The organism is Variovorax gossypii, assembly GCF_003965815.1.
In the GTDB taxonomy this organism is placed as follows: Bacteria; Pseudomonadota; Gammaproteobacteria; order Burkholderiales; family Burkholderiaceae_C; genus Variovorax; species Variovorax gossypii.
Genome location: NZ_RXOE01000002.1, coordinates 849407 through 872222 on the forward strand (window position 1 = coordinate 849407; position 22816 = coordinate 872222).

General features: G+C 68.4%; 24 protein-coding genes. 3 read left to right on the forward strand and 21 right to left on the reverse strand.

Annotated features, from left to right (window positions below; translation table 11 throughout):
• Positions 1–228 precede the first annotated feature (228 nt).
• The 5 genes from EJP69_RS11580 to EJP69_RS11600 all read right to left on the reverse strand — a co-directional run bounded on the left by EJP69_RS11580 (position 229) and on the right by EJP69_RS11600 (position 4912).
• Entirely contained in the window at positions 229–1059 is an 831-nt protein-coding gene (locus tag EJP69_RS11580; RefSeq protein ID WP_126470197.1) for a ChbG/HpnK family deacetylase, read from the reverse strand.
• The gene (locus tag EJP69_RS11585) at positions 1052–2650 is read right to left on the reverse strand and encodes an ArnT family glycosyltransferase (protein WP_126470198.1); all 1599 of its coding nucleotides are present in this window, start codon (positions 2648–2650) and stop codon (positions 1052–1054) included. Before EJP69_RS11585 ends, EJP69_RS11580 begins: the two co-directional genes overlap by 8 nt.
• A complete protein-coding gene (locus tag EJP69_RS11590; RefSeq protein ID WP_126470200.1) occupies positions 2647–3705 on the reverse strand; it encodes a glycosyltransferase family 2 protein in 1059 nt (352 codons plus the stop codon). Before EJP69_RS11590 ends, EJP69_RS11585 begins: the two co-directional genes overlap by 4 nt.
• Positions 3702–4298 (reverse strand): phosphatase PAP2 family protein, encoded by a 597-nt coding sequence (locus EJP69_RS11595; RefSeq protein ID WP_126470202.1) that lies wholly within the window; start codon positions 4296–4298, stop codon positions 3702–3704. The genes EJP69_RS11590 and EJP69_RS11595 overlap by 4 nt, the downstream gene beginning before the upstream one ends.
• A 158-nt stretch (positions 4299–4456) precedes the next feature.
• Positions 4457–4912, reverse strand: coding sequence for a hypothetical protein (locus EJP69_RS11600; RefSeq protein ID WP_240652119.1), 456 nt, complete (start codon positions 4910–4912; stop codon positions 4457–4459).
• A 243-nt stretch (positions 4913–5155) separates the two neighbouring features.
• Here EJP69_RS11600 and panD point away from each other — a divergent pair, with 243 nt between their 5' ends.
• The gene (gene panD, locus EJP69_RS11605) at positions 5156–5557 is read left to right on the forward strand and encodes an aspartate 1-decarboxylase (protein ID WP_093196227.1); all 402 of its coding nucleotides are present in this window, start codon (positions 5156–5158) and stop codon (positions 5555–5557) included.
• 52 nt (positions 5558–5609) lie between these two features.
• On the opposite strand, the gene EJP69_RS11610 is transcribed toward panD, so the two are convergent.
• Positions 5610–6242 carry a YiaD family glycine zipper/OmpA-like lipoprotein gene (locus tag EJP69_RS11610; protein WP_093196226.1) on the reverse strand — a complete coding sequence of 211 codons (633 nt, stop codon included), beginning with the start codon at positions 6240–6242 and terminating at the stop codon, positions 5610–5612.
• Between the two features lie 276 nt (positions 6243–6518).
• Between EJP69_RS11610 and EJP69_RS11615 the strand changes: the two genes are divergently transcribed.
• The gene (locus EJP69_RS11615; protein WP_093306051.1) at positions 6519–6902 is read left to right on the forward strand and encodes a hypothetical protein; all 384 of its coding nucleotides are present in this window, start codon (positions 6519–6521) and stop codon (positions 6900–6902) included.
• Positions 6903–6995: 93 nt separating this feature from the next.
• On the opposite strand, the gene EJP69_RS11620 is transcribed toward EJP69_RS11615, so the two are convergent.
• The 15 genes from EJP69_RS11620 to EJP69_RS11690 form a co-directional block, all read right to left on the reverse strand.
• Complete coding sequence (locus EJP69_RS11620) at positions 6996–7556, reverse strand: methyltransferase family protein (RefSeq protein ID WP_093196224.1); 561 nt, start codon at positions 7554–7556, stop codon at positions 6996–6998.
• A 29-nt stretch (positions 7557–7585) separates the two neighbouring features.
• Positions 7586–8353 carry an SDR family NAD(P)-dependent oxidoreductase gene (locus EJP69_RS11625; protein WP_126470204.1) on the reverse strand — a complete coding sequence of 256 codons (768 nt, stop codon included), beginning with the start codon at positions 8351–8353 and terminating at the stop codon, positions 7586–7588.
• The gene (gene paaZ / locus EJP69_RS11630) at positions 8353–10413 is read right to left on the reverse strand and encodes a phenylacetic acid degradation bifunctional protein PaaZ (RefSeq protein ID WP_126470206.1); all 2061 of its coding nucleotides are present in this window, start codon (positions 10411–10413) and stop codon (positions 8353–8355) included. The genes EJP69_RS11625 and paaZ overlap by 1 nt, the downstream gene beginning before the upstream one ends.
• Positions 10414–10558: 145 nt before the next feature.
• Positions 10559–11290, reverse strand: a complete 732-nt coding sequence (locus tag EJP69_RS11635) for an ABC transporter ATP-binding protein (protein WP_126470208.1) — start codon at positions 11288–11290, stop codon at positions 10559–10561.
• Positions 11287–13197, reverse strand: coding sequence for a branched-chain amino acid ABC transporter ATP-binding protein/permease (locus EJP69_RS11640; protein WP_126470210.1), 1911 nt, complete (start codon positions 13195–13197; stop codon positions 11287–11289). The genes EJP69_RS11635 and EJP69_RS11640 overlap by 4 nt, the downstream gene beginning before the upstream one ends.
• Complete coding sequence (locus EJP69_RS11645) at positions 13194–14222, reverse strand: branched-chain amino acid ABC transporter permease (RefSeq protein ID WP_093306046.1); 1029 nt, start codon at positions 14220–14222, stop codon at positions 13194–13196. Before EJP69_RS11645 ends, EJP69_RS11640 begins: the two co-directional genes overlap by 4 nt.
• A 131-nt stretch (positions 14223–14353) precedes the next feature.
• A complete protein-coding gene (locus tag EJP69_RS11650; RefSeq protein WP_093196218.1) occupies positions 14354–15499 on the reverse strand; it encodes an ABC transporter substrate-binding protein in 1146 nt (381 codons plus the stop codon).
• A 47-nt stretch (positions 15500–15546) separates the two neighbouring features.
• On the reverse strand, positions 15547–16632 hold the full coding sequence (paaE, locus tag EJP69_RS11655; RefSeq protein WP_126470212.1) for a 1,2-phenylacetyl-CoA epoxidase subunit PaaE: 1086 nt from the start codon (positions 16630–16632) through the stop codon (positions 15547–15549).
• Between the two features lie 130 nt (positions 16633–16762).
• The gene (paaD, locus tag EJP69_RS11660) at positions 16763–17287 is read right to left on the reverse strand and encodes a 1,2-phenylacetyl-CoA epoxidase subunit PaaD (protein WP_126470214.1); all 525 of its coding nucleotides are present in this window, start codon (positions 17285–17287) and stop codon (positions 16763–16765) included.
• Entirely contained in the window at positions 17287–18066 is a 780-nt protein-coding gene (gene paaC / locus EJP69_RS11665; protein WP_093196215.1) for a 1,2-phenylacetyl-CoA epoxidase subunit PaaC, read from the reverse strand. The genes paaD and paaC overlap by 1 nt, the downstream gene beginning before the upstream one ends.
• A 14-nt stretch (positions 18067–18080) precedes the next feature.
• Complete coding sequence (gene paaB, locus EJP69_RS11670; protein WP_093196214.1) at positions 18081–18377, reverse strand: 1,2-phenylacetyl-CoA epoxidase subunit PaaB; 297 nt, start codon at positions 18375–18377, stop codon at positions 18081–18083.
• A complete protein-coding gene (gene paaA, locus EJP69_RS11675) occupies positions 18374–19387 on the reverse strand; it encodes a 1,2-phenylacetyl-CoA epoxidase subunit PaaA (protein ID WP_126470216.1) in 1014 nt (337 codons plus the stop codon). The genes paaB and paaA overlap by 4 nt, the downstream gene beginning before the upstream one ends.
• A 37-nt stretch (positions 19388–19424) precedes the next feature.
• The gene (paaK, locus tag EJP69_RS11680) at positions 19425–20735 is read right to left on the reverse strand and encodes a phenylacetate--CoA ligase PaaK (protein ID WP_126470218.1); all 1311 of its coding nucleotides are present in this window, start codon (positions 20733–20735) and stop codon (positions 19425–19427) included.
• A gap of 14 nt (positions 20736–20749) precedes the next feature.
• Positions 20750–21214 (reverse strand): hydroxyphenylacetyl-CoA thioesterase PaaI, encoded by a 465-nt coding sequence (gene paaI / locus EJP69_RS11685; RefSeq protein WP_093196211.1) that lies wholly within the window; start codon positions 21212–21214, stop codon positions 20750–20752.
• Between the two features lie 3 nt (positions 21215–21217).
• Entirely contained in the window at positions 21218–22021 is an 804-nt protein-coding gene (locus EJP69_RS11690) for an enoyl-CoA hydratase-related protein (protein WP_126470220.1), read from the reverse strand.
• A 175-nt stretch (positions 22022–22196) separates the two neighbouring features.
• On the opposite strand from EJP69_RS11690, the gene EJP69_RS11695 reads away from it, so the two are divergent.
• The gene (locus EJP69_RS11695; protein WP_126470222.1) at positions 22197–22799 is read left to right on the forward strand and encodes a phenylacetic acid degradation protein PaaY; all 603 of its coding nucleotides are present in this window, start codon (positions 22197–22199) and stop codon (positions 22797–22799) included.
• Positions 22800–22816: the final 17 nt, after the last annotated feature.

Consider the following 22816-nt stretch of genomic DNA (forward strand, 5'->3'; position numbering starts at 1 on the left):
TTCTCCGGGGAGTGAAGGCTGGGCGTGAGCCTGAACCGACGGCGATTCTAAGCACCGCTACCTGCGTGAAAGAGCGGCTTCAGTAGGGTTTCGGCCCTTGTTCTTGTCCTTGTTGATACGGAAGTGTGAACCCGTGCTGCCCGTGCTTTCCGGCGCTATAGCGAATTCGTATCCATTCGGCGGATATTGCAGGCTGCTAACAGGTCATGAAATTTTTTGATGAGGTTTTCATCGAGCCTGCCGCAGGGTTTGCGACAGCGGCGCAAGCTCGATCCTCCCACTCCCGCCGGCCGCCGCGAGTTGCAACCCGAGCAGCGCCGTGTACTCGCGCTGCCGCGCGCTGCCGTGCGGATCGCCGGACACGATGCCGGTTGAGGGGTGGCACATGAGCACGTCGCCGGTGCGGCAGGCCGACAGCCAGTCCGACAGGCGCTGCTCGTGCTGCTCCATGTCCCCGGAGAAGTCGTAGACCCCCAGGAGCCGGCTGCTGGTGGGAATGCCGCGCTTCGCGGCCAATGCGTTCAGCCGAGAGCCGCCCAGCGAATGGATGACCCGGACCTTCAGCCGATCGGGGCCGTGGCGCCAGCCCGGCGCCGTGCTGCGTATCCACGGCGGCGCGTCCGCATAGCGCCGCACGATCTCTTCCACCAGCAGCTCGCGCACCACCGGGAACTGGTGCACGTGCCGGTGCCCGTCCACGAAGACGGGCGCACGGCCCATGGCGTCCTCGAAGCGTGTCAGCTGGTCGCGTATGTCGGCTTGCAGGCCGGGTGCGAACACCGTGCGCGTGTAGGTCCGCGCGAGCAGTCCGCCCAGTCCGGGCTCGGGGGCGCCGGCACGAGCGGGCCGGGTGAGGTCCAGATGCAGGCCGGCGTCGAACTGTGCAGGGTCGAGGCGCCTGAGCATCCTCGCGCCGGCCAGCCAGGCTTCGCGGCGCACCATGCCGCCGGTCGCGGAGATCTTTCCCTGTTCGGCGAGATCGAGGACGGCCGAGTTGATGCCCGCGCTCATGCCGAAGTCATCGGCGCAGATGCAGAGGTAGCGAGGCGGCTCACTCATCGCCGTGCGTTCCCGGGGACTGTGCCGAAGCGGGTGCCGGCGCGAGCGGTGCATCCAGGCAGTGCGGATCGCCGGTGGGGCTGCCCGCGAAGCGCCAGGCGGCGAGGCCGTCGTTCACCGCCACCAGTTGCGCACGGAAGAGCCAGGGGTTCGCGAGCTGCGCCGTGTTCGAACCGACCAGCCAGGTGGTGCGGGGCACGCACAGCGTGTCCGCGAGCTGCGTGCGATCGACCAGCGTGCGCGCGGCGTGCGCCGGGTCGAACCGGGCGGCATCCGAGATCTCCTTGCGCCAGTTGTCGCGCGTGTCGAGGGCGGCGGCCTTCCAGTCGTCCGACACCAGCACCGGTTCGCGCAGGTTCCAGTAGAAGGGGATCTCGTAGTGGTAGCTGTCGAGCATCAGCACCTGGTCACCCGGTGCCACCGCTTGCCCAGCCGGCAGCTTCAGCCGCGTGCCCGGCGGCGAAGCATACATCGCGACGGCGATCACGCAGCCGATGCACACCACGGCCGCGGCCAGCGTGGTCGCGCGCACCCTTGGCAGCAGAGCCTCCAGCGAGCGGCCCGCCAGCACGCGCTGCGCGATCAGGTACGCCAGCGGCGGCAGCGCGGGCAGCACGTAGCCGACGAGCTTGGAGCGCGGCAGCGAGAAGAACACCACGATCACCGCGAGCCAGATCCACATCAGCCGGTCGATGTCGGGCTGGCGGTGCCGCGCGGAGTCGTCCGCCCCGCGAGGCACGAACACCCATGCGAACCATGGCAGCGTGAGACCGGCGAGCACCGGCAGGTAGAACCAGAAGCCATGCTCGTTGTTGAAGCCCGTGGACGCGAAGCGGCGGAAGTGCTGCGTGACGACGAAGTAGTCGAAGAACTCCGGGTACTTCATCTGCATGGCGACGAACCACGGGCCGGCCACGATCAGCAGGACGGCCCAGCCCGGCAGCCACAGCGCGAGCCGCAGCGCCGCGAGCCTGCGCGTTGCCGCGCACCACGCCGCGATCACCAGGGCGGGCAGCACGAGGCCGATCAGCCCCTTGGCCAGCAGCCCGGCCGCGGCGAACAGGTAGGCGCCGGCCAGCAGTGCCCGCCATGGCTCCTCGCGCTCCCTGGCCAGCGCCGCGCCGGCCGCCAGCAGCACCGTGCCCGAGATGCAGCCCGCCACCAGCATGTCGAGGTTCGCGAACTGCGCGCCGAGAAAGAAGAAGGGCGTGGTCACCAGCACCACCGTGGACAGCAGTGCCAGCCGCGCCGTCGACCACCGGCGCAGGAAGAGGAAGAGCGCCGCCGCCGCCGCGCCCCCGCCGAGGATCGAAGGCAGCCGTGCCGCCCACTCGACCGGACCAGTGACCGCCATCGCGGCCGCGCCGATCCAGTAGAAGAGCGGCGGCTTGTGGAAGAAGGGCAGTCCGTCGAGCCGGGGCACCAGCCAGTCGCCCGAGCGCAGCATTGCCAGGGCGACGCCGCCGTAGCGGCCTTCGTCGGGCGCCATCAGCGGGCGGATCCATGCCGTGGCCAGCAGCCAGGTGAGGAGAGCGACGATGAGCCATGACGGTTGAGGGACAGTCCACGATGCGGAGGTCGACCGTTTCATGTCTTCCCGGTCTCGAGTCCCGTGCCGCGTTCGTGGCGAACCACGTACAGCGGGCGTCCCTTGACCTCCTCGTAGATGCGCGCGATGTACTCGCCCACGATGCCGGTGGAGATCATCTGGATGCCGATGAAGAACATCAGGCTCACGACGATGGTGGTCCACCCCGAGACCTCGTTGCCGAACAGCAGGTAGTCGATGGCCACGTAGGCGCCGTAGGCGAATGCCGGCACCGCCAGCATCAGGCCGGCCACGCTGACCGCGCGCAGCGGCCATGTGGTGAAGGCCGTGAGCCCGTCGATGGCCAGCCGCACCAGGCGGCGCGCGTTGAAGGTGCTCTTGCCTTCGGCGCGCGGCGCGGGCGTGTAGGGCAGCGCCACCGCGCGGAAGCCGACCCAGGCGTACAGGCCCTTCATGAAGCGGCTGCGCTCGGGCAGGCTCATGAGCGCGTCGACCACCTTGCGGTCCATCAGCCGGAAGTCGCCCGCGTCCCTGGGCACGGCGAAGCGGTCCGACGCATTGAGCAGGTTGTAGAAGAGCCTGCTGCCGACCTGCTTGAAGCGGCTTTCGTCGCTGCGTTCCCGGCGCACCGCGTACACCACCTCCGCGCCGGCCGCCCACTGCGCGATCATGGTGTGGATGAGCTCGGGCGAGTGCTGCAGGTCACCGTCGAGCAGTACCACCGCATCGCCCGTGGCGGCGGCGAGGCCGGCGGTGAGCGCGGCTTCCTTGCCGAAGTTGCGCGACAGCGAGATGCAGCGAAAGCCCGAGAGTTCGCACCACGCCTCGGCCACGGCGGCAGTGTCGTCGGTGCTGCCGTCGTCCACCACGATGATCTCCCAGCGCATGTGCGTGGCCCAGAGGATGTCCTCCAGCAGCGGCAGCAGGTGCCGCAGGTTCGCCGCCTCGTTGAAACACGGGATCACGCAGGAGATGCTGCGCGCGCCGGCCGGCGGTGCGGACGCCACGGCGGTGTCCGTGAGCGGCGCGGGGGTGTCGGCCTGCGGCAGGCGGATCGGCGGTCGCGAATGCCTGCTGTTGTCGGTCGAAGAGATCATGGAAGCCTCCATGGCGAAGCGGCCGCGTTCGTGTTGTCGCGAGTGCGGCCGGCTGGCGACGTTGGAAAAGAAACGAATCGGTGCGCGAGCCTTTGCGCGACGGCGGCCAGGCCGGCAATCGCGGCTCCGAGCAACAGCCCGGCCGCGATGTCGATGGGGAAATGCACGCCCACGTAGACGCGTGCCCAGCCAGTGGCGGCGGCCAGCACCAGCAGCGGCACGCTCAACCTGCGCAGGCTCGGGCGCAGCAGGAAGGCCAGCGCCACCATGAACATCACGGTCGCGTGCGTGCTCGGCAGCGAACCACGGCCCGCGTGCTCGATGTACGAGGGAGCCAGCCCCAGCATGAAGGGGCGCGGCGTGTTCAGCGAGGTCGCGATCGCATGCGAGACCATCGACGCGAAGCCCGAGAGGGCCGCGACGATGAACAGATAGGCGCGGTCGGCGCGATGCCGCCACAGCGCGTAGACGAGAACGCCAGCGCACAGCCAGGCGCCCCAGAGCGCGAAGGCCGATGCGATGAAAAGCACCCACGGGGTCGGGTGGCTGCCGGCCGTGAGCCATTGGAAGAGCGAGAGGTTCAGCGCATTCATGACGCCACCTTCGGCGGGTTCTGGAAAACAGAGGACGTGCGATGCCGCGCGGCGCAACGGGCGCAGCAATGGAAACCGGACATGTCGGACCTTTCGACAGGGAAGAGAAAGCCCGCTGCGTGACGCAGCAGACCGCCCGACGCGCGAGGCGTCGTGTCTCAGGTGGCGGAAGGCGGGGCGACGGTCGGCGGCAGGCGCCGCCAGGGTTGCGCCGGAGGCGGTGCACCGCCGTGCGGCGGCACGTGTTCGGGCGCTTCGCGCACGATGGGAACGGCGAGCCGTGAGACAGCCACCGCCAGCGGCAGCAGTGCAAGCACCATTGCCATCAACGCACTCAGCGCAAGGTCGAATGCATCGGGGTGATCGATGCTTGCAGGTGCCTGCGCGAACACGGTGGTCTCGCGGTCCGTCGGATGGTCCGCGCGATCGTCGGCTTCGAACTGCGTGGTGTCGCTCGCGCTGCGTACCCGCAGCATCGGCTCGTCTTCCAGCCCGTCGCAGCGGAAATGCACTGCGATGAAGGGCTGCAGAAAAATCAGCAGGATGCCCGCGACGCACCACGCCTTGTGGTGTGCCTCGACAAAACGGCGAACGCGCGCGAGCAGCAACAGCATGAGGGAATGCTAGGAGGCTCGTGTGAACGGAACCTGATCGTGCGGGTCAGCATCCCGCAAGGTTGAAGATGACGCGCGTATGAAAGGGTCTTCGAGGGCGCTCGTCGGTTGCCTGTCCGGAGGCTGACCGTGCCTCGGCTATTCTTCGCCCCCGCGTGCCCGTGGCCTTCAGTGAGCCGGCGCGCCGTTCATCGATGAACGACAGTCAACCCTGTCCTTTGCCAGAGAGAAAGAACCCGCTCCATGTTCCGTACCCTGCTCAAGTCCAAGATCCATCGCGTCGCAGTGACCGACTGCGAACTGCATTACGAAGGCTCTTGCGCCATCGATGAAGACCTGCTCGATGCCGCCAACATGGCCGAGAACGAGCAGGTCCATATCTGGAACATCAACAACGGCGAGCGCTTCGTGACCTACGCGATTCGCGGCGAGCGCGGCAGCGGCATCATCTCGGTGAACGGATCGGCTGCGCGTCGTGCGTCGGTGGGCGACCTGATCATCATCGCCGCGTTCGGACTGGTGCCAGAGGACCAGGTGGCGAACCACGAGCCCAGGCTGGTGTTCGTCGACGATGCCAATCGCATCAAGGAAGAGCGCTCGCATGTTCCGGTGCAGGCGGCTTCCGGCGAGGCCGTCGTCGCCTGACGGGACCGCACCGTCCGGCAACGGCCCGGTGCGCGCCGCGTTTGGCCTTCGCTTACTGCGAGACCGGCTTCAGGTAGATCTCGACGCGGCGGTTCTGCGTGCGCCCGTCTTCGGTGGCGTTGCTCGCCACGGGCTGGGTCTGGCCTCGTCCCTCGGTCGAGAGGCGCGCGCTCTTCACGCCATGGTCGACCAGGTAGGCGCCCACGCTTTGCGCGCGGCGCTGCGACAGCGCCATGTTGTGCTCGGCATTGCCGGTGCTGTCGGTGTGGCCGACCACGCGCGCATTGATGTTGGGCTCCTGCGCGATCGTCTGGGCCACGCCGTCGAGGACGTTGCGGAACGATGGCTTGATGGTGGCGCTGTCGGTGTCGAAGGTCACCTGGCTGGGAATGTTGAGCTTCAGCGAGCCGTCCGGCTGATCGATGATCTGCGTGCCAGTGTCCGCGGTCTGGTTGCTGAGCTTGTTGCGGATGTTGGTCCAGTTGTAGCCGACGCCCGCGCCGACGGCAGCACCGACCGCCGCTCCGATGGCCGTGCTCTTCTTGTCGCGGCCGATGAGGTTGCCCACACCCGCGCCGACTGCCGCGCCGGCACCGGTGCCTACGGCCGTATGGGTTGCTTGCTCGGATGCGCAGCCTGCGAGGAGTGCGGCGGCGATGGCGAGAGAGGTCAGCGTGATCTTCATGTTCTTCCCTTTTCGATGGTTCGGATCCGGATCGGCAGCGCCTGCGATCTCCCGTACTGGCGCTCGATCCGAAGGGAACAACTCGTGCGCACACGCTTGCGCCGACAGCGAAGGCCTCGCAGAAGCCGCGAAGCCTCATCTCTTCCTTGCATACGTGAAATAGGTCTCGCGCCGTACGGCTCGTCACATATCGGGAGAGACATTCGTCAACTGCGTTGCCGCGGAGGCGTTGGTCGCAACATGCACGTGCTTTCGTGCGATTCACAAGGAGCGATCTTGAAGAAGACCCTTTTCCTGCTGGCGGCCAGTTCCGTCTTTGCCGTCTCTGCTTTTGCACAGCAGCCATCCGCTCCCGCGACGACCAGCCCCGCGGCACCGGCTGCTGCAGCACCTGCTGCCGCTGCGCCTGCTCCGGCAGCGACAAAGCCCGCTGCTGCGCCTGCTGCCGCTGCACCCGCGCCGGCAGCGACCAAGCCAGCCGCCGCGCCTGCTGCCGCCGCTCCCGCAGCGGTGCCCACCGCCGGCCAGGTGTGGGTCAACGGCAAGGTCTATCACTGCGCCAACGACAAGTATTTCGGCAAGACCAAGCGCGGCTCGTACATGTCCGAAGCCGATGCGAAGGCCAAGGGCGCGCACGTCGCCCACGGCAAGGCGTGCTGAGCATCGAGGCAACGTGAAAAGTGCCCCTCGCGGGGCGCTGTCTCTCTGGCGCGGCGGAAGGCCTTGCGCCCCCTTGAATGGGGCGAACAGGCCCTAGAACACGAACGGGATGAAGCGCCGCGTGCCGCGCATGTACGCGCGGTAGTCGTCGCCGAAATGCGCGATGCATTCCTGCTCGTCGCGCAGCGCCGTCATGATCAGCAGCACGGTGGCCGCGAGCACCAGCGCCAGCGTGAGCCAGGTGAACTGCTTGAGAAAGGCGCCCCAGGCCAGCAGCAGCAGAGCCGTGTACATGGGGTGGCGGATATAGCGGAAGGCGCCGCTGCTGACGATGGCCGAGGTCTTCTCGAAGCCGTAGAGCGCCGGGTCGTCGCTGCGTGCATCGCTCGGCTTGCCCTGTGCCTTGAGCAGCCGCACCGCGTGTATCGGCAGCCAGATCGACAGCACGAAGAAGAGCGAGGAAATGATCTGCTTCGGCGAGAACGGGTCGTCATGCCACACGGGCAGGTTGACCACGATCAGCACCAGCATGCATTCCCACGCGAAGAAACGGTAGAAGCCGTGCGAGCCCGGCTGGCTCAGGGGGCCGCGCGACACGTACACCAGCGCGGCCGAGCCGGCGACGAGAAGAAAGAGCTGGATCCAGAAGAGCATGGCGGGCGAATTTACACGGCCCGCGGGCTTCAGCCCGAAATAGAGAAGCCGCCGTCTACGGGAATTGCCGTGCCCGTCACGTAGTCGGAGGCGGCGCTGGCGAGGAACACGGCGGTGCCGGCGATGTCGGCCGGCTGACCCCAGCGGCCGGCCGCGGCGCGGGCCGTGACGCGCTCGTAAAGGCCCGGAACCTGGCTGCGGGCGCCGTCGGTCAGCTCGGTCTCGAACCAGCCCGGCAGGATCGCGTTGACCTGGATGTTGTCGGGCGCCCACGAGAGCGCCGTCGACTTGGTGAGCTGCACGATGCCAGCCTTGCTCGCCGCATAGGCCGGTGCGTAGGCTGCGCCGAAGATCGACATCATCGAGCCGATGTTGATGATCTTGCCGCCGCCAGCGGCCTTCAGGTGCGGGTGCGCGGCGCGGCTGCAGAGGAAGGCGCTGGTGAGGTTGGTGTCCATCACCTTGTGCCACTCGTCCAGCGCGAGCTGGTCGACCGGCTTGCGCACCGTGGTGCCGGCGTTGTTGACGAGGATGTCCAGCCGGCCGCAGCGCGCGGCCGCCTCGTCGAACAGCTTCTTCACCGAGACCTCGTCGCTCACGTCGGCCTCGAGCGCGAAGCTGTCGCTGCCCAGTGCCTTCAATGCCTCGACCGCGGCAGCCGACTTCTGCGCGTTGCGCGCGGCCACGATGACGCGCGCGCCGGCCTTTGCAAGCCCTTGGGCCATGCCGAGGCCGATGCCTCCGTTGCCGCCCGTGACGAGCGCGACTTTGCCGGTGAGGTCGAAGAGGGTGAACATCAGGTGGAGAGCGGTTCGGGCTTCTTGGAAACGAGGGTCAGGATATCGTAGCTGGCGACCAGTTCACCGTCCTGGTTCGTCACTTCCACGTCCCATGCCACCACGCCCTGGCCCTGGCCGCTCGCGTCCTTCTTGTTGCGGTCGATCTTGCGCTTGCAGGTCAGGCGTGCCTGGATGGTGTCGCCGATGCCCACGGGCTTGGTGAAGCGCAGCGTGTCGAGACCGTAGTTGGCCAGTACCGGGCCCGGCGAAGGCGATACGAACAGGCCCGCCGCCGCCGACAGCACGAAGTAGCCATGCGCGATGCGCTTGCCGAAGGGCGACTCCTTGGCCGCCACCTCGTCGAAGTGCATGTAGAAATAGTCGCCCGAGATGCCGCCGAAGGCCACGATGTCGGCCTCGCCCACCGTGCGGCGGTGCGTGAGCAGCGAGTCGCCGATGCGCAGGTCCTCGAAGTAGCGGCGGAAGGGGTGCACCTCGCTCTCGCGCACGGCCGCGCCGCGCACGTGTTCGCCGGTGATGGCAGCCAGCATGGTGGGCGAGCCCTGCACGGCGGTGCGCTGCAGGTAGTGCTTCACCGCGCGCAGGCCGCCCAGCTCCTCGCCGCCGCCGGCGCGCCCCGGGCCGCCGTGCTTGAGCTGCGGCAGCGGCGAGCCGTGGCCGGTCGATTCGGCGGCGGCCTCGCGGTCGAGCACCAGCAGGCGGCCGTGCCATGCGGCGGCCGCGGGAATGGCCTTGGCCGCGGTGGCTGGGTCGCGCGTGACCAGCGTGCCGACCAGGCTGCCCCGGCCGCGTGCGGCCAGTGCCAGCGCCTCGTCGATCCCGTCGTAGGGCATCAGCGTGCTGACGGGGCCGAAGGCCTCCACGTCGTGCGCGGCGTCGTGTTCCAGCGGCTTGCGGCTCAGCAGCAGCGTGGGCGCGAAGAAGGCGCCTTCGCCCACGCCGTCGCCCACCGGCGAGAAGCCGTCGCGCTCGCCGTACACAAGCTCCGCGCCTTTCAGCAGCGTGGCGACGCGCTCGGCCACGTCGGCCTGCTGGTCGCGCGAGGCCAGCGCTCCCATTCGCACTTCCTCGCGCGAGGGGTCGCCCACCACGGTCTTGGCCAGCCGCGCGCGCAGGCGCTCGGCCACCGCGTCCAGGTGCTGGCGCGGCACGATCGCGCGGCGGATGGCCGTGCATTTCTGGCCGGCCTTGATGGTCATCTCGCGCGCCACTTCCTTCACGAAGAGATCGAACTCCTCGTCGTCGGGCGTCACGTCGGGCGCGAGGATCGCGCAGTTGAGCGAGTCGGCCTCGGCGTTGAACGGGATCGACTGGCGCACGATGTTCGGATGCACGCGCAGCTTCGCGGCTGTGTCGGCCGAGCCGGTGAAGGTGACCACGTCGGGGCCTTCGAGCCGGTCGAGCAGGTCGCCCGTGCTGCCGATGACCAGTTGCAGCGAGCCCTCGGGCAGGATGCCCGACTGCACGATGAGCCGCACCAGCGCCTCGGTGAGATAGCTGGTGGCAGTGGCCGGCTTGCCGATGCAGGGCATGCCCGCGAGGAAGCTGGGCGCGAACTTCTCGAGCAGGCCCCACACCGGGAAGTTGAAGGCGTCGATGTGCACCGCCACGCCGCCGCGCGGCACCAGGATGTGCGTGCCCGCGAAGCCGCCCTTCTTGCCGAGCGGGAAGGCCGGGCCCTCATGCACCAGGTTGCCCGAGGGCAGCTCGTTGGTGCCGATGCCGGCGTACGCGCTCAGCGTGCCCGCGCCGCCTTCGATGTCGATCCAGCTGTCGGCGCGCGTCGCGCCCGTGTGGGCCGAGATGGCGTAGAGCGTTTCCTTGTTCGCGGCCAGGTACTTGGCCAGCGCCTTCAGGCGTTCGGCGCGCTGCTGGAAGTCGAGCTTCATGAGCGCCGGGATGCCGGTGCGGCGCGCGTAGGCCAGCGCCTCGGCGAAGTCGATGGCCTCGGCGTGCGTCGCGGCCACGGGCTTGCCGTTGACGGCGCTGCGCAGCTGCTGCGCGGCCTGCTGGCCGATCCAGCGGCCGGCGATGTAGCTTTGGAGAGTGGTGGTCATGGTGCGAGTCCTTTGCGTGTTGCTCCTTCCCCCGCTGGGGGAAGGCTGGGATGGGGGCAGCCCCGTCCTCGAAGGCTGCGCGGCGGTGGAGGCCGCTGTGCCCCCACCCCTGCCCTCCCCCCAGCGGGGGAGGGTGAAAGTCAAGTCACTCCTTCTTGCCGATGCCGAGATAGGTGTCGATGATTCGTTGGTCGTGCAGCAGGTCGCGCGCCTTGCCTTCGAGCGCGACGGCGCCCATTTCGAGCACATAGGCACGGTCGGCCACCTGCAGCGCGGCGCGGGCGTTCTGTTCCACCAGCAGCACCGAGACGCCGTGGCTGCGCAGCTGCGACACCACGCGCAGCACCTCGCGCACCACCAGCGGGGCGAGGCCGAGCGAGGGTTCGTCGAGCATCAGCAGGCGCGGGCGTGCCATCAGCGCGCGGCCGATGGCCAGCATCTGGCGTTCGCCGCCGGAGAGCGTGGAGGCCATCTGCGCGCGGCGTTCCTGCAGGCGCGGGAAGATGGCGAAGATCTCGTCCATGCGTGCGCGCTGGTCGCGCTTGCCCTTGCGCCACTGGTAGAAGCCGCCGAGCAGCAGGTTGTCTTCCACCGACATCTCGCCGAACAGCTCGCGCCGTTCGGGCACCAGCGCGACGCCGCGCGACACCATGGTCTCGACGCTGGGACGCGCGACGCGCTCGCCGTCCAGCAGCAGCTGGCCGGTGGAAGGCAGCAGGCCCATGGCCGCGCACAGCAGCGTGGTCTTGCCGGCGCCGTTGGGTCCGATCACGGTGACGATCTCGCCTTCGTTCACCTGCAGGCGCACGCTGTGCACCGCTTCCACGGTGCGGTAGGCGACGCAGAAGCCGTCGAGTTGAAGCAAGGGGTGGCTCATCGTGCGTCTTCCAGCAGTTCGTCGTCGGCGCCGCCGAGGTAGGCCTCGAGCACGCGCGGGTTGGCCTGCACTTCGGCGGGCGTGCCGGTTGCGATGACGGTGCCGAATTCGAGCACCGTGATGCGGTCGGCGAGGTTCATCACGAACTCCATGTCGTGCTCCACCACGAGGATGCCGAGGCCTTCGGCGCGCAGCTGCGCGAGCAGCTCGGACAGCGCGCGCTTCTCGAGATGGCGCAGGCCGGCGGCGGGCTCGTCGAGCAGCAGCACCGACGGTTGCCCGGCGAGCGCGCGGGCGATTTCCACCACGCGCTGCTGGCCGAGCGAGAGCGACGCGGCGGGCGTGTCGGCATGCGCGCCGAGGCCGCAGCGTTCGATCTGGCGACGGGCTTCGGCCATGAGCGCGGCTTCCTCGGCGCGATCCAGACGCAGCATCGCCGCGAGCCAGCCGCGCTTTGCGCGCAGATGAGCGCCGAGCGCGACGTTCTCCACCACGCTGCGCTGCCCCAGCAGGCGCACGTGCTGGAAGGTGCGGCCAAGGCCCAGCGACGCGAAGGCGCGCGAAGGCTTGCCCGACATGGCCTGTCCCACCAGGCGAACCTCGCCCGTGGTCGGGTCGTCCACGCCCGAGATCATGTTGAAGAAGGTGCTCTTGCCGGCGCCGTTCGGGCCGATCAGCGCATGCACCTCGCCGGCCTTCAGTGTCATCGAGATGTCGTTGTTGGCCACCAGGCCGCCGAAGCGCTTGCTCACGCCGTCGGCCTGCAGCAGCAGGGTGCCGGCTGCTGGCACCGCGCGCTGCGCGAGCTGGGCCGTGGTCGATGCGGCGGGGCCGGCACCAGCAGCGCGGGGCACTTCGCGCACCCAGCGGCGAGCGAGCCGCGCGATCGTGGGCCACAGGCCGTCGGCAAAGCGCTGCAGCACGAAGAGCATCAGCAGGCCGAACACCACCACCTCGAAGTTGCCGCTGGTGCCCAGCAGCGCGGGTAGCACGTCCTGCAGCTTTTCCTTGAGCAGGGTGATCAGCGTGGCGCCGAGCACAGCGCCCCAGAGATGGCCCGCGCCGCCGACCACCGCCATGAACAGCATCTCGATGCCGATGTTGAGGTTGAACGGCGTAGGGTTCACGAAGCGCTGCATGTGCGCATAGAGCCAGCCCGAGATGGCCGCGAGCAGGGCCGCCAGCACGAAGAGCTTGATGCGGTGGCGCGCGGTGTCCACGCCCATCGATTCGGCCATCAGCCGGCCGCCCTTGAGCGCGCGGATGGCGCGGCCTTCGCGCGAGTCGAGCAGGTTGTGCATGGCCCACAGCGCGAGCAGCAGCACGGCCCAGATCACAACGCCCAGCATGCGCGGCGTGGCGAAGGAGACGCCCGCCACCACCAGCGGCGGAATGCCGGTGATGCCGGTCTGGCCGCCGAGGAACTCCATGTTGCCGAGCAGGAAGTACAGGCTCAGGCCCCAGGCGATGGTGCACAGAGGCAGGTAGTGGCCCGAGAGCTTGAGCGTGACCGCGCCGAGCGCCCAGGCCAGCGCGAAGGTCAGCACCAACCCCAGCAGCAGGCCGAGCCAGGGCACCAGTGCCGAGCCGGCGATGCCGCCGAGCCAGCCGGCGGCCGTGGGCGAGGTGCAGATCCATGCGGTGGCGTAGGCGCCCATGCCGACGAAGGCGGCCTGGCCGAAGGAGGTCATGCCGCCCACGCCGGTCAGCAGCACCAGGCCCACCGCCACCAGGGCGTACAGGCCGATGTTGCTGAGCACGGAAACGGTGAACTCGGGCAGCCAGCCCCAGGCCAGCGCGAGCGCGACGATGAAGACGAGGGTGAGCACGCGCGGCGTCACGAGCGGACGGCCCTCGGGCGCCGCGTTAGCGGCAGGGGACGCGGAGGTCGATGAAGACGGGTTCATTCCTCGTCCTCCACATGATGACTGTTCAGCGAGCGCCACAGCAGCACAGGAATGATCAGGGTGAAGACCAGCACTTCCTTGTACGCGCTGGCCCAGAAGGAGGAGAAGGCCTCGAGCAGGCCGACCAGCAGCGCGCCGGCGAGCGCCAGCGGATAGCTCGCGAGCCCGCCGACGATGGCGGCCACGAAGCCCTTCAGGCCGATCAGGAAGCCGGTGTCGTAGTAGACCGTGGTGATGGGAGCGATCAGCAGGCCCGAGATGGCGCCGATCACGGCGGCCAGCGCGAAGCTCAGGTCGCCCGAGAGTTCGGTGGGAATGCCCGACAGACGTGCGCCGACGCGGTTGATGGCGGTGGCGCGAAGCGCCTTGCCGATCATCGAGCGGCCGAAGAACCAGAACATCGCGATCACCAGCACCAGCGTGACGCCGACCACCACCAGCGACTGGCCGCTGACCGGAATGCCACCGAGGTCGAGGCGCAGCTCGGAGAACGCGCTGGTGCGCGAGCCCTCGGCGCCGAAGAAGAAGAGGCCCAGGCCGACCAGCACGCCGTGCAGCGCCACGGAAACGATCAGCAGCATCAGCACGCTGGCATCGGCCAGCGGGCGGTAGGCGACGCGGTAGAGCAGCGGGCCCAGCGGCGCGATCAGCACCAGCGTGGTGAGCGACTGCATCGCGAGCGAGGTGGGCTTGAAGCCGAGCACCAGCACGGCGGCGATGGCAGGGAAGGCCACGCACCAGGTCAGCGCCGAGCGCCAGTCGACCATGGCGCCGCGCTTCCAGCGCCAGGCCTCAACCACCAGCACGATCACAGCCAGCGCCAGCAGCAGCCACAGCGTCGAGGGCGCGCGGCCGCCCTGCAGCGCGGCCATCGACAGCGCACCGAAGGCGACGAACTCGCCCTGCGGGATGAAGATCACGCGAGTGACCGAAAACACCAGCACCAGCGCGAGCGCCATCAGTCCGTAGACCGCGCCGTTCACGATGCCGTCCTGCCCGAGCAACAGGGCGATCTGCAAATCCATAAAACAACCTTCGGGCGTCGCCCGTGACTCAGTTCAGGAACACCGAGGAACCGGCTTTGCCGGGCCTCTGGTGTTGCCCCCGGTAGGGGGTGGGAGAAGCGACACGAAGTGCGCGGAGCCTGGGGGCGAGCCTATGGTTGGTATTTCCAGGTGCCGTTTTCGATCTTGACCATCACGCGTGCGCGCTGGTCCAGACCCAGGTGATCGGCGGCGGTCATGTTGAACACGCCGTGCGCGCCCGACACGTCCTTGGTCTGCTCCAGCGCGTCGCGCAGCGCGGCACGGAACTCGGGCGTGCCCGGTTGTGCCTTCTTCAGCGCGGCCGGCACGGCCGAGCTCATCAGCAGGCCGGCGTCCCAGGCGTGCGCGCCGAAGGTCGAGACCGAGCCCTTGCCGTAGGCGGCTTCGTATGCGGCCACATAGGCGAGGGCGGACTTCTTCACCGGGTTGCTGGCGGGCAGCTGGTCGGCCACGAGCACCGGGCCGGCGGGCAGGAAGGTGCCTTCCACGTCCTTGCCGCCCACGCGCAGGAAGTCGGCGTTGGCCACGCCGTGGGTCTGGTACATCTTGCCGGTGTAGCCGCGTTCCTTCAGCGTCTTCTGCGGCAGCGCGGCCGGCGTGCCGGAGCCGGCGACAAGCACCGCGTCGGGCTTGGCGGCCATGATCTTCAGGGCCTGGCCGGTCACCGAGGTGTCGGTGCGGGCATAGCGCTCGTTGGCCACGACCTTGATCTTCTTCAGGTCGGCGGCCTTGGCGAACTCCTGCGACCAGCCTTCGCCGTAGGCGTCGGAGAAGCCGATGAAGGCGACGGTCTTCACGCCGTTGGCGGCCATGTGCTCGGCGATGGCCAGCGACATCATGATGTCGTTCTGCGGCGTCTTGAACACCCACTTCTTCTTGGCGTCCATCGGCTCGATGATGCGGGCCGAGGCGGCCACCGAGATCATCGGCGTCTGCGCTTCGCTGGCCACGTCGATCATGGCCAGCGATGCCGGCGTGGTGGTCGAGCCCAGGATCACGTCGACCTTGTTCTCGGCGATGAGCTTGCGCGTGTTGTTGACGGCCGCGGTGGTGTCGGAGGCGTCGTCCAGCACGATGTAGTTGATCTTCTGCCCGCCGATCGTCTTGGGCATCAGCGAGATGGTGTTCTTCTCGGGGATGCCCAGCGAGGCTGCCGGGCCCGTGGCCGAGATGGTCACTCCGACGTTGACGTCGGCCCAGGCCGCGAGGGCCGAGGCGCAAAGGGCGGCGGTCAGCAGGGGCTTGAAGAATTTCATGGTTGGCTTGTCTCCGGTTGAAATGAAAAGTTGAGGCCTGAAGTATCTCAGCGCTCGTCGAACGACAGCGTGACGCGTTCGGTCAGGGGGTGCGCCTGGCAGGTCAATACGAAACCCGCGGCCACTTCATTCTTGTCGAGCGCGAAGTTTCTTTCCATGCGGACTTCCCCGTCCACGCACTTCGCGCGGCAGGTTCCGCACACGCCCGAGGTGCACGAGAACGGCACCTCGAGACCGGCGGCCGATGCCGCGTCGAGGATGCTCGGCTGCCCTTCGGTGAAGGTGATCTCGCGCTGCAGGCCGTCGCGCACGATGGTGATGCGCGACTGCTTCGCGTCACCGGGCTGGGCCTCGTGCACCACCGCGCCCACCTGCGTGGCCGAGGGCAGCGCGACGCCGAAGCGCTCGATGTGGATGCGGTCTTCCGGCACGCCCGCCGCCAGCAGCGCGGCCTCGGCCTCGTCGTTCATCTGGAAGGGGCCGCACACGTACACGTGGTCGATGTCCGCTGCCGGCACCACGCTTGAGAGGAACTCGCCGATCTTCTCGCGGTTCATCACGCCGAAGCCCAGGGGCGAATCGGTGTGCTCGTCGGAGAACACGTGCTGCAGCACGAGGCGCGTCATGTAGCGGTTCTTCAGGTCCTCGATTTCTTCCTTGAACATCGTGGACTGCAGCTGGCGGTTGCCGTAGATCAGCGTGAAGCGGCTGTGCGGCTCGCGCGCCAGCACCGTCTTCATGATCGACAGGATGGGCGTGATGCCGCTGCCGCCCGCGATGCCGACGTGGCGGCGCGCCGATGCCGGCTCGATGGGCACGAAGAAGCGGCCCTGCGGCGCCATCACCTGCAGGGTGTCGCCGGGCTTGAGGCTCGCGTTGATCCAGTTGGAGAACACGCCGCCGCGCACCTTGCGCACGCCGACGCGCAGCTCGCCGTCGTCGAGGCCGGCGCAGATCGAATAGGAGCGGCGCAGGTCCTGGCCGTCGATGTCGTGGCGCAGCGTGAGGTACTGGCCCTGCGTGAAGCCGAAGACCTGCTGCAGGTCGGCCGGCACCTCGAAGGAGACGATGACGGCCTCGTGCGTGTCGGGCTCGATGGCCTTCACGCGCAAGGGGTGGAAGAGGGTGCTCATGCCAGGTGCTCCGGATTGCCAAGCGTTTTTCCAGGGTTGCCGTGGAGCCGGCTTTGCCGGGCCACTGGCAACGCCCCCTTGAGGGGGGAGGAGAAGCGACACGAAGTGCGCGAAGCCTGGGGGTGTTTCTTCATATGGGCTTGAAATGTTCGAAGGGCTCGCGGCAGGCCATGCAGCGGTACAGGGCCTTGCAGGCGGTGGAGCCGAATGCGGAGAGGCGCTCGGTGCGCTCGCTTGCGCAGCGCGGGCAGGCGATGCGTTCGCCGGCGATGCGGCCGAAGAGCTTGATCGGCATGGCGGTGTTGGCCGCGACTTCGGGCGTGAGGTGAGCGGGCGGCGCGATGCCGTAGGCCTTGAGCTTGGCTCTGCCTTCGTCGCTGATCCAGTCGCTGGTCCAGGCGGGCGCGCGGCGCAGGGTGGCGCGTGCGCGGCCGAGGCCGGCCTGCTCGACGGCGGCCAGCACGTCGTGCTCGATGGCCTCGGTGGCGGGGCAGCCGGAGTAGGTCGGCGTGAGAACGATCTCCAGTCCGTCGTCGTGCTCGATCACCTCGCGCACGATGCCGAGGTCGCAGACCGACACGGCCGGCACCTCGGGGTCGGGCACCGTGTTCAGCACGGCCCATGCCGCATCGACGCGCGAGGCCAGGGCGTTCATCACCACACGCCTCCGGGGTAGGAGCGCTGCAGGTGCTGCATCTCCGCGAGGATGTAGCCCATGTGCTCGCTGTGCACGCCGTGCTTGCCGGTGCTGCGGAAGGCGGCTTCCTTCGGCATGGCGAGGCCGGCCGCGTCCAGCACCTGCTGCATCTCGGCGAGCCAGGGTTCGCGCAGTTCGCTCCATGCGGGGCCGAGGCCGCTGGCGCTGGCCGCGGCATCCACCTCATCGCTGAAGAAGAGTTCGGGCATGTAGAGCCACAGCTGCTTCAGCGCCTTCTCGGTGCGGCGGCGCGATTCGTCGGTGCCGTCGCCAAGCCGCACCACCCAGTCGCCCGAGTGCTGCTGGTGGTAGCGCGCTTCCTTCAGCGCCTTGCCGGCGATGGCCGCCACTTCGCTGTCGTTGGACGCCGCGAGGCGCTGCCACAGCAGCTTCAGCAGCGTCGACACCATCGTGTTGCGCACGACGGCGAAGGCGAAGTCGCCGCGCGGCAGTTCTGCGATGGTGAGGTTGAAGTAGTCGCGCTCGTCGCGCAGGTAGGCGAGCTGGTCCTCGTCGTGCTCGCGGCCTTCGCCTTCGAGCTTGCCCGCGTGAGTGAGCAGCGCGCGGGCCTGGCCGACGAGGTCGAGTGCGATGTTGGCCATCGCGATGTCTTCCTCCAGCACGGGCGCGTGGCCGCACCATTCGCCCAGTCGCTGCGCGAGCACCAGGCAGGTGTCGCCGATGCGCAGCAGGTATTGCACGGCGGGCGTGCGGTTCAGTTCGATCGATGCTTGCATGACGTTCCGTCCGCTCACATGTGGTCGACGGACTTGGGCAGCGCGTAGAAGGTCGGGTGGCGGTACACCTTGTCTTCGGCCGGGTCGAAGAACATGTCCTTCTCGCCCGGGTCGCTGGCCACGATCTGGTCGGAGCGCACCACCCAGATGCTGCTGCCTTCCTGGCGGCGGGTGTAGACGTCGCGTGCCATCTGGATGGCCATCTTCGGGTCGGCCGCGTGCAGGCTGCCGCAATGCTTGTGGTCGAGGCCGGCCTTGCTGCGCACGAACACCTCCCACAGAGGCCATTCCTGTTTCGTTTCGGTGCTCATGCTGCTTCCTTGATTGGTTGTTGCTTGTTGGCGTGGGCGAGTGCGGCTTCGCGCACCCATGCGCCGTCTTCCCAGGCGTCGACACGGGCCTGCAGGCGTTCGCGGTTGCAGGGGCCGTCGCCGCCGATCACGCGCCAGAACTCGCTCCAGTCGATGGCGCCGAAGTCGTGCGCCTGGCGCTCCTCGTTCCACTTGAGGTCGGGGTCGGGCAGGGTCACGCCGAGGATGCGGGCCTGCTCCACGGTGGCGTCGACGAACTTCTGGCGCAGCTCGTCGTTGCTGAAGCGCTTGATGCCCCAGCGCATCGACTGCGCGCTGTTGGGCGACTGGTCGTCCGGCGGGCCGAACATCATGATCGAGGGCCACCACCAGCGGTTGACCGCGTCCTGCACCATCGCCTTCTGCGCGTCGGTGCCGTGGGTCATCATGGTCAGCAGCGATTCGTAGCCCTGGCGCTGGTGGAAGCTCTCCTCGCGGCAGATGCGGATCATGGCGCGCGCATACGGCGCGTACGAGCAGCGGCAGATCGGCACCTGGTTCATGATGGCCGCGCCGTCCACCAGCCAGCCGATGGTGCCCATGTCTGCCCAGGTCAGCGTGGGGTAGTTGAAGATCGAGCTGTACTTGGCCTTGCCGCTGTGCAGCGCCTCGAACATCTGGTCGCGCGAAGTGCCCAGCGTTTCGGCGGCTGCATAAAGGTAGAGGCCGTGGCCGCCTTCGTCCTGCACCTTGGCCAGCAGGATGGCCTTGCGCTTGAGCGTGGGCGCGCGGCTGATCCAGTTGCCCTCGGGCAGCATGCCGACGATTTCCGAGTGCGCGTGCTGGCTGATCTGGCGCACCAGCGTCTTGCGGTAGTGCTCGGGCATCCAGTCTTTCGCCTCGATGAAGTCGCCGGCGTCGATGTGGGCGTCGAAGCGCTCCTCGAGCTGCATCTCCTCGGCGGAGCGGACGACTTTCTGCTTGCCGTCGCCCGCGTCCTTGCCCATGGTGTCCATTGCCTGGGTGTACATGTGCGTGTCCTTTCGGTGGATGTTGGAAGTGGCCTGGTCAGCGCGGGCGCGTGTCGATCACGCGGCGTGCCTTGCCGGTCTGGGTGCGTTCCATCTCGTCGGGCCCGTGGACCACCACGCGCGTCGAGATGCCGATGAGCGTCTTCACGCGGTGCTGCAGCCAGTCGCCGATGGCGGCGCGGTCGGCCGATGCGACGTCGGCGGGCTTGAGCTCGCAGTGGATCTCGACCTGGTCGAGCTTGTCGGCGCGGCTCACGTGCACCTGGTAGAGGCCCGAGAGCGCCTGGTGCGCGAGCACGATCTCCTCCACCTGCGTGGGGAAGACGTTGACGCCGCGGATGATCATCATGTCGTCGCTGCGCCCGACGATCTTGCCCATGCGGCGGAACGAGCGCGAGGTGGGCGGCAAGAGGCGCGTGAGGTCGCGCGTGCGGTAGCGCACGATCGGCATGGCCTCCTTGCTCAGCGATGTGAAGACGAGTTCGCCTTCCTCGCCGTCGGCCTTCAGCTCGCCGGTCTCGGGGTCGATGATCTCCGGGTAGAAGTGGTCTTCCCAGATGACTGGGCCGTCCTTGCTCTCGACGCATTCGCTGGCCACGCCGGGGCCCATCACTTCGCTGAGGCCGTAGATGTCGACCGCGTCGATGCCGGCCCTGGCCTCGATGTCGCGGCGCATGGCTTCGGTCCACGGCTCGGCGCCGAAGATGCCGACCTTGAGCGAACTGTCTTTCGCGTCGAGGCCCTGGCGCTCGAACTGCTCGATGATCACCTGCATGTAGCTGGGCGTGACCATGATGATGTTCGGCTTGAAGTCCTGGATGAGCTGCACCTGCTTCTCGGTCTGGCCGCCCGACATCGGGATGACGGTGCAGCCCGCGCGCTCGGCGCCGTAGTGCGCGCCCAGGCCGCCGGTGAAGAGGCCGTAGCCGTACGACACGTGCACCATGTCGCCGGGACGGCCGCCCGCCGCGCGGATGGAGCGGGCGACGAGGTCGGCCCAGGTGTCGATGTCCTGCAGCGTGTAGCCCACCACGGTCGGCTTGCCGGTGGTGCCCGACGAAGCATGGATGCGTGCCACCTTCTCGCGCGGCACGGCGAACATGCCGAAGGGGTAGTTGTCGCGCAGGTCGCTCTTCACCGTGAACGGGAACTTCGACAGGTCGGCCAGCGACTTCAGGTCGTCGGGGTGCACGCCCTTGGCATCGAAAGCCTTGCGGTAGTGGGGCACGTTCTCGTAGGCGCGCTGCAGCGTGGTGCGCAGGCGGGCGAGCTGCAGCGCCGCGATCTCGTCGCGGCTGGCGGTTTCGATGGGCTCGAGTTCGCCGGGGGCGGGGCGTTTGACTGTCATGGTGTGTTGTCTCCTCAGGCGGCTGCGGCGTTCGGAACGGCCGGGCGGCCCTTGGCCGTGTAGGAGCGGCCGCGGAAGATCGCGATGCGCTCGCCGCGCTGGTTGGTGATTTCGGTGTCGTACACGCCGGTGCGCCCGGCCTTCGACACCTCGTGGCAGCGCGCGGTGAGCACGTCGCCTTCGCGTGCCGGCGCGATGAAGTCGATGGCGAAGCCCGAGGCCACGGTCAGCTCGTCGTAGGAGTTGCAGGCGAAGGCGAAGGTCGAGTCGGCCAGCGTGGCCATGAAGCCGCCGTGGCAGATGGCGTGGCCGTTGAGCATGTCGGTGCGCACGCGCATCTCGATGGTGGCCTGGCCGGGGCCGACCTCCACGATGCGCATGCCCAGGCCCTTGCTGGCGTTGTCGTTGGCGAACATGCCGTCGCGGACGTACTCGGCCGTCTGCTGGGGCGTGCGGGAAGAAGAAACGGTGTCGGCCATGGCTCAGCGGTCCTTGAAAACGGGGGCGCGCTTGGCGCGGAATGCCTCGACGCCTTCGCGGTAGTCGGCTGCGTTGCCCATGTCGCGCTGGATGCGGGCTTCCTCGGCGAGGGCCGCGCCCAGGTCCATGTCCTGTGCGGCGGCCATGGCCTCGCGCGTGGCGACCAGGGCGCGCGTGGGCATGCCGGCGAGCTTCGATGCGAGGGCGGCTGTGGTTTCGGCGAGCGCTGCGTCGTCCACGCACTGCCAGATCAGGCCGATGCGCTCGGCTTCCTCGGCGGGCAGCTTGTCGCCGAGCATCGCGATGCCCAGCGCGCGCGCCGAACCCACGAGGCGCGGCAGCAGCCAGGTGCCGCCGGTGTCGGGCACGAGGCCGATCTTGGTGAAGGCCTGGATGAAGCTCGCCGAGCGGGCGGCCACCACGAGGTCGCAGCACAGCGCGAGATTCGCGCCGGCGCCCGCGGCCACGCCGTTGACGGCGGCGACCACCGGCACGGGCATCGAGCGCAGGCGCGAGACCAGCGGGGCGTAATAAGTGGAGATGACGTGCCCCAGGTCCTTTGGTGCGGCGCCGGGTATCGGGTCGGGCGCGACCGACGGGTCGGCCAGGTCCTGCCCGGCGCAGAAGGCGCGGCCGGCACCGGTGAGCACTACGCAGCGCACGCTCGCATCGGCCGCCGCGGCTTCCAGCTCCGCCATCAGCGCTTCGTGCAATTGCGTCGTGAAGCTGTTAAGGGCGGCCGGCCTGTTGAGGCTCAGCGTGCGGACGGCGCCGGCGTTGCTGGTGAGTACCAAAGGCTCAGTCATCGAGTGTCTCTTTCATCCTTTGTGGGTACGGGTCGGCGTGCAAACACTATTGACCGACCGTTCGGTTGATTTTAGGATCGACCCAGACGACGACACAAGCAGGGTTGATTCAGGGCAAACCCTGATACCCGCGAGAAGTCAGGCAAAGAGTCAGGCAAAGAAGGAGACAGAGCGAATGCCCAGCTATTCCATCGACGGCGTGATCCCGGTCGTCGACCCGAGCGCCTACGTGCATCCCAGCGCGGTGCTGATCGGCGACGTGATCGTCGGCCCCAACTGCTACGTGGGCCCCTGCGCCAGCCTGCGCGGCGACTTCGGCCGCATCGTGCTGGAGGAGGGCTCCAACGTGCAGGACCACTGCTGCATTCACGGCTTTCCCGACCACGACACGGTGGTCGAGGTCAACGGCCACATCGGCCACGGCGCGATCCTGCACAGCTGCATCGTGCGGCGCGACGCGCTGGTGGGCATGAACGCGGTGGTGATGGACGAGGCCGAGATCGGCGAGAAGGCCATCGTCGCGGCCTGCGCCTTCGTACCGGCCGGCATGAAGGTGCCGGCGCGCTCGCTGGCGGCGGGCATTCCGGCGAAGGTGAAGCGCGAGCTGAGCGAGGACGAGATCGCCTGGAAGCTCGAAGGCACGCAGACCTACCAGGCGCTCACGGTGCGCAGCCTCGCGAGCCTGCGCGAGGTGGAGCCGCTTTCCAGCGTGGAGAAGAACCGCCCGAGCCTGCCGGCCACCGACGTGCGCTCGCTCATCGCCACCAAGCGGGGCTGACGACCGCCTTCGCGCTT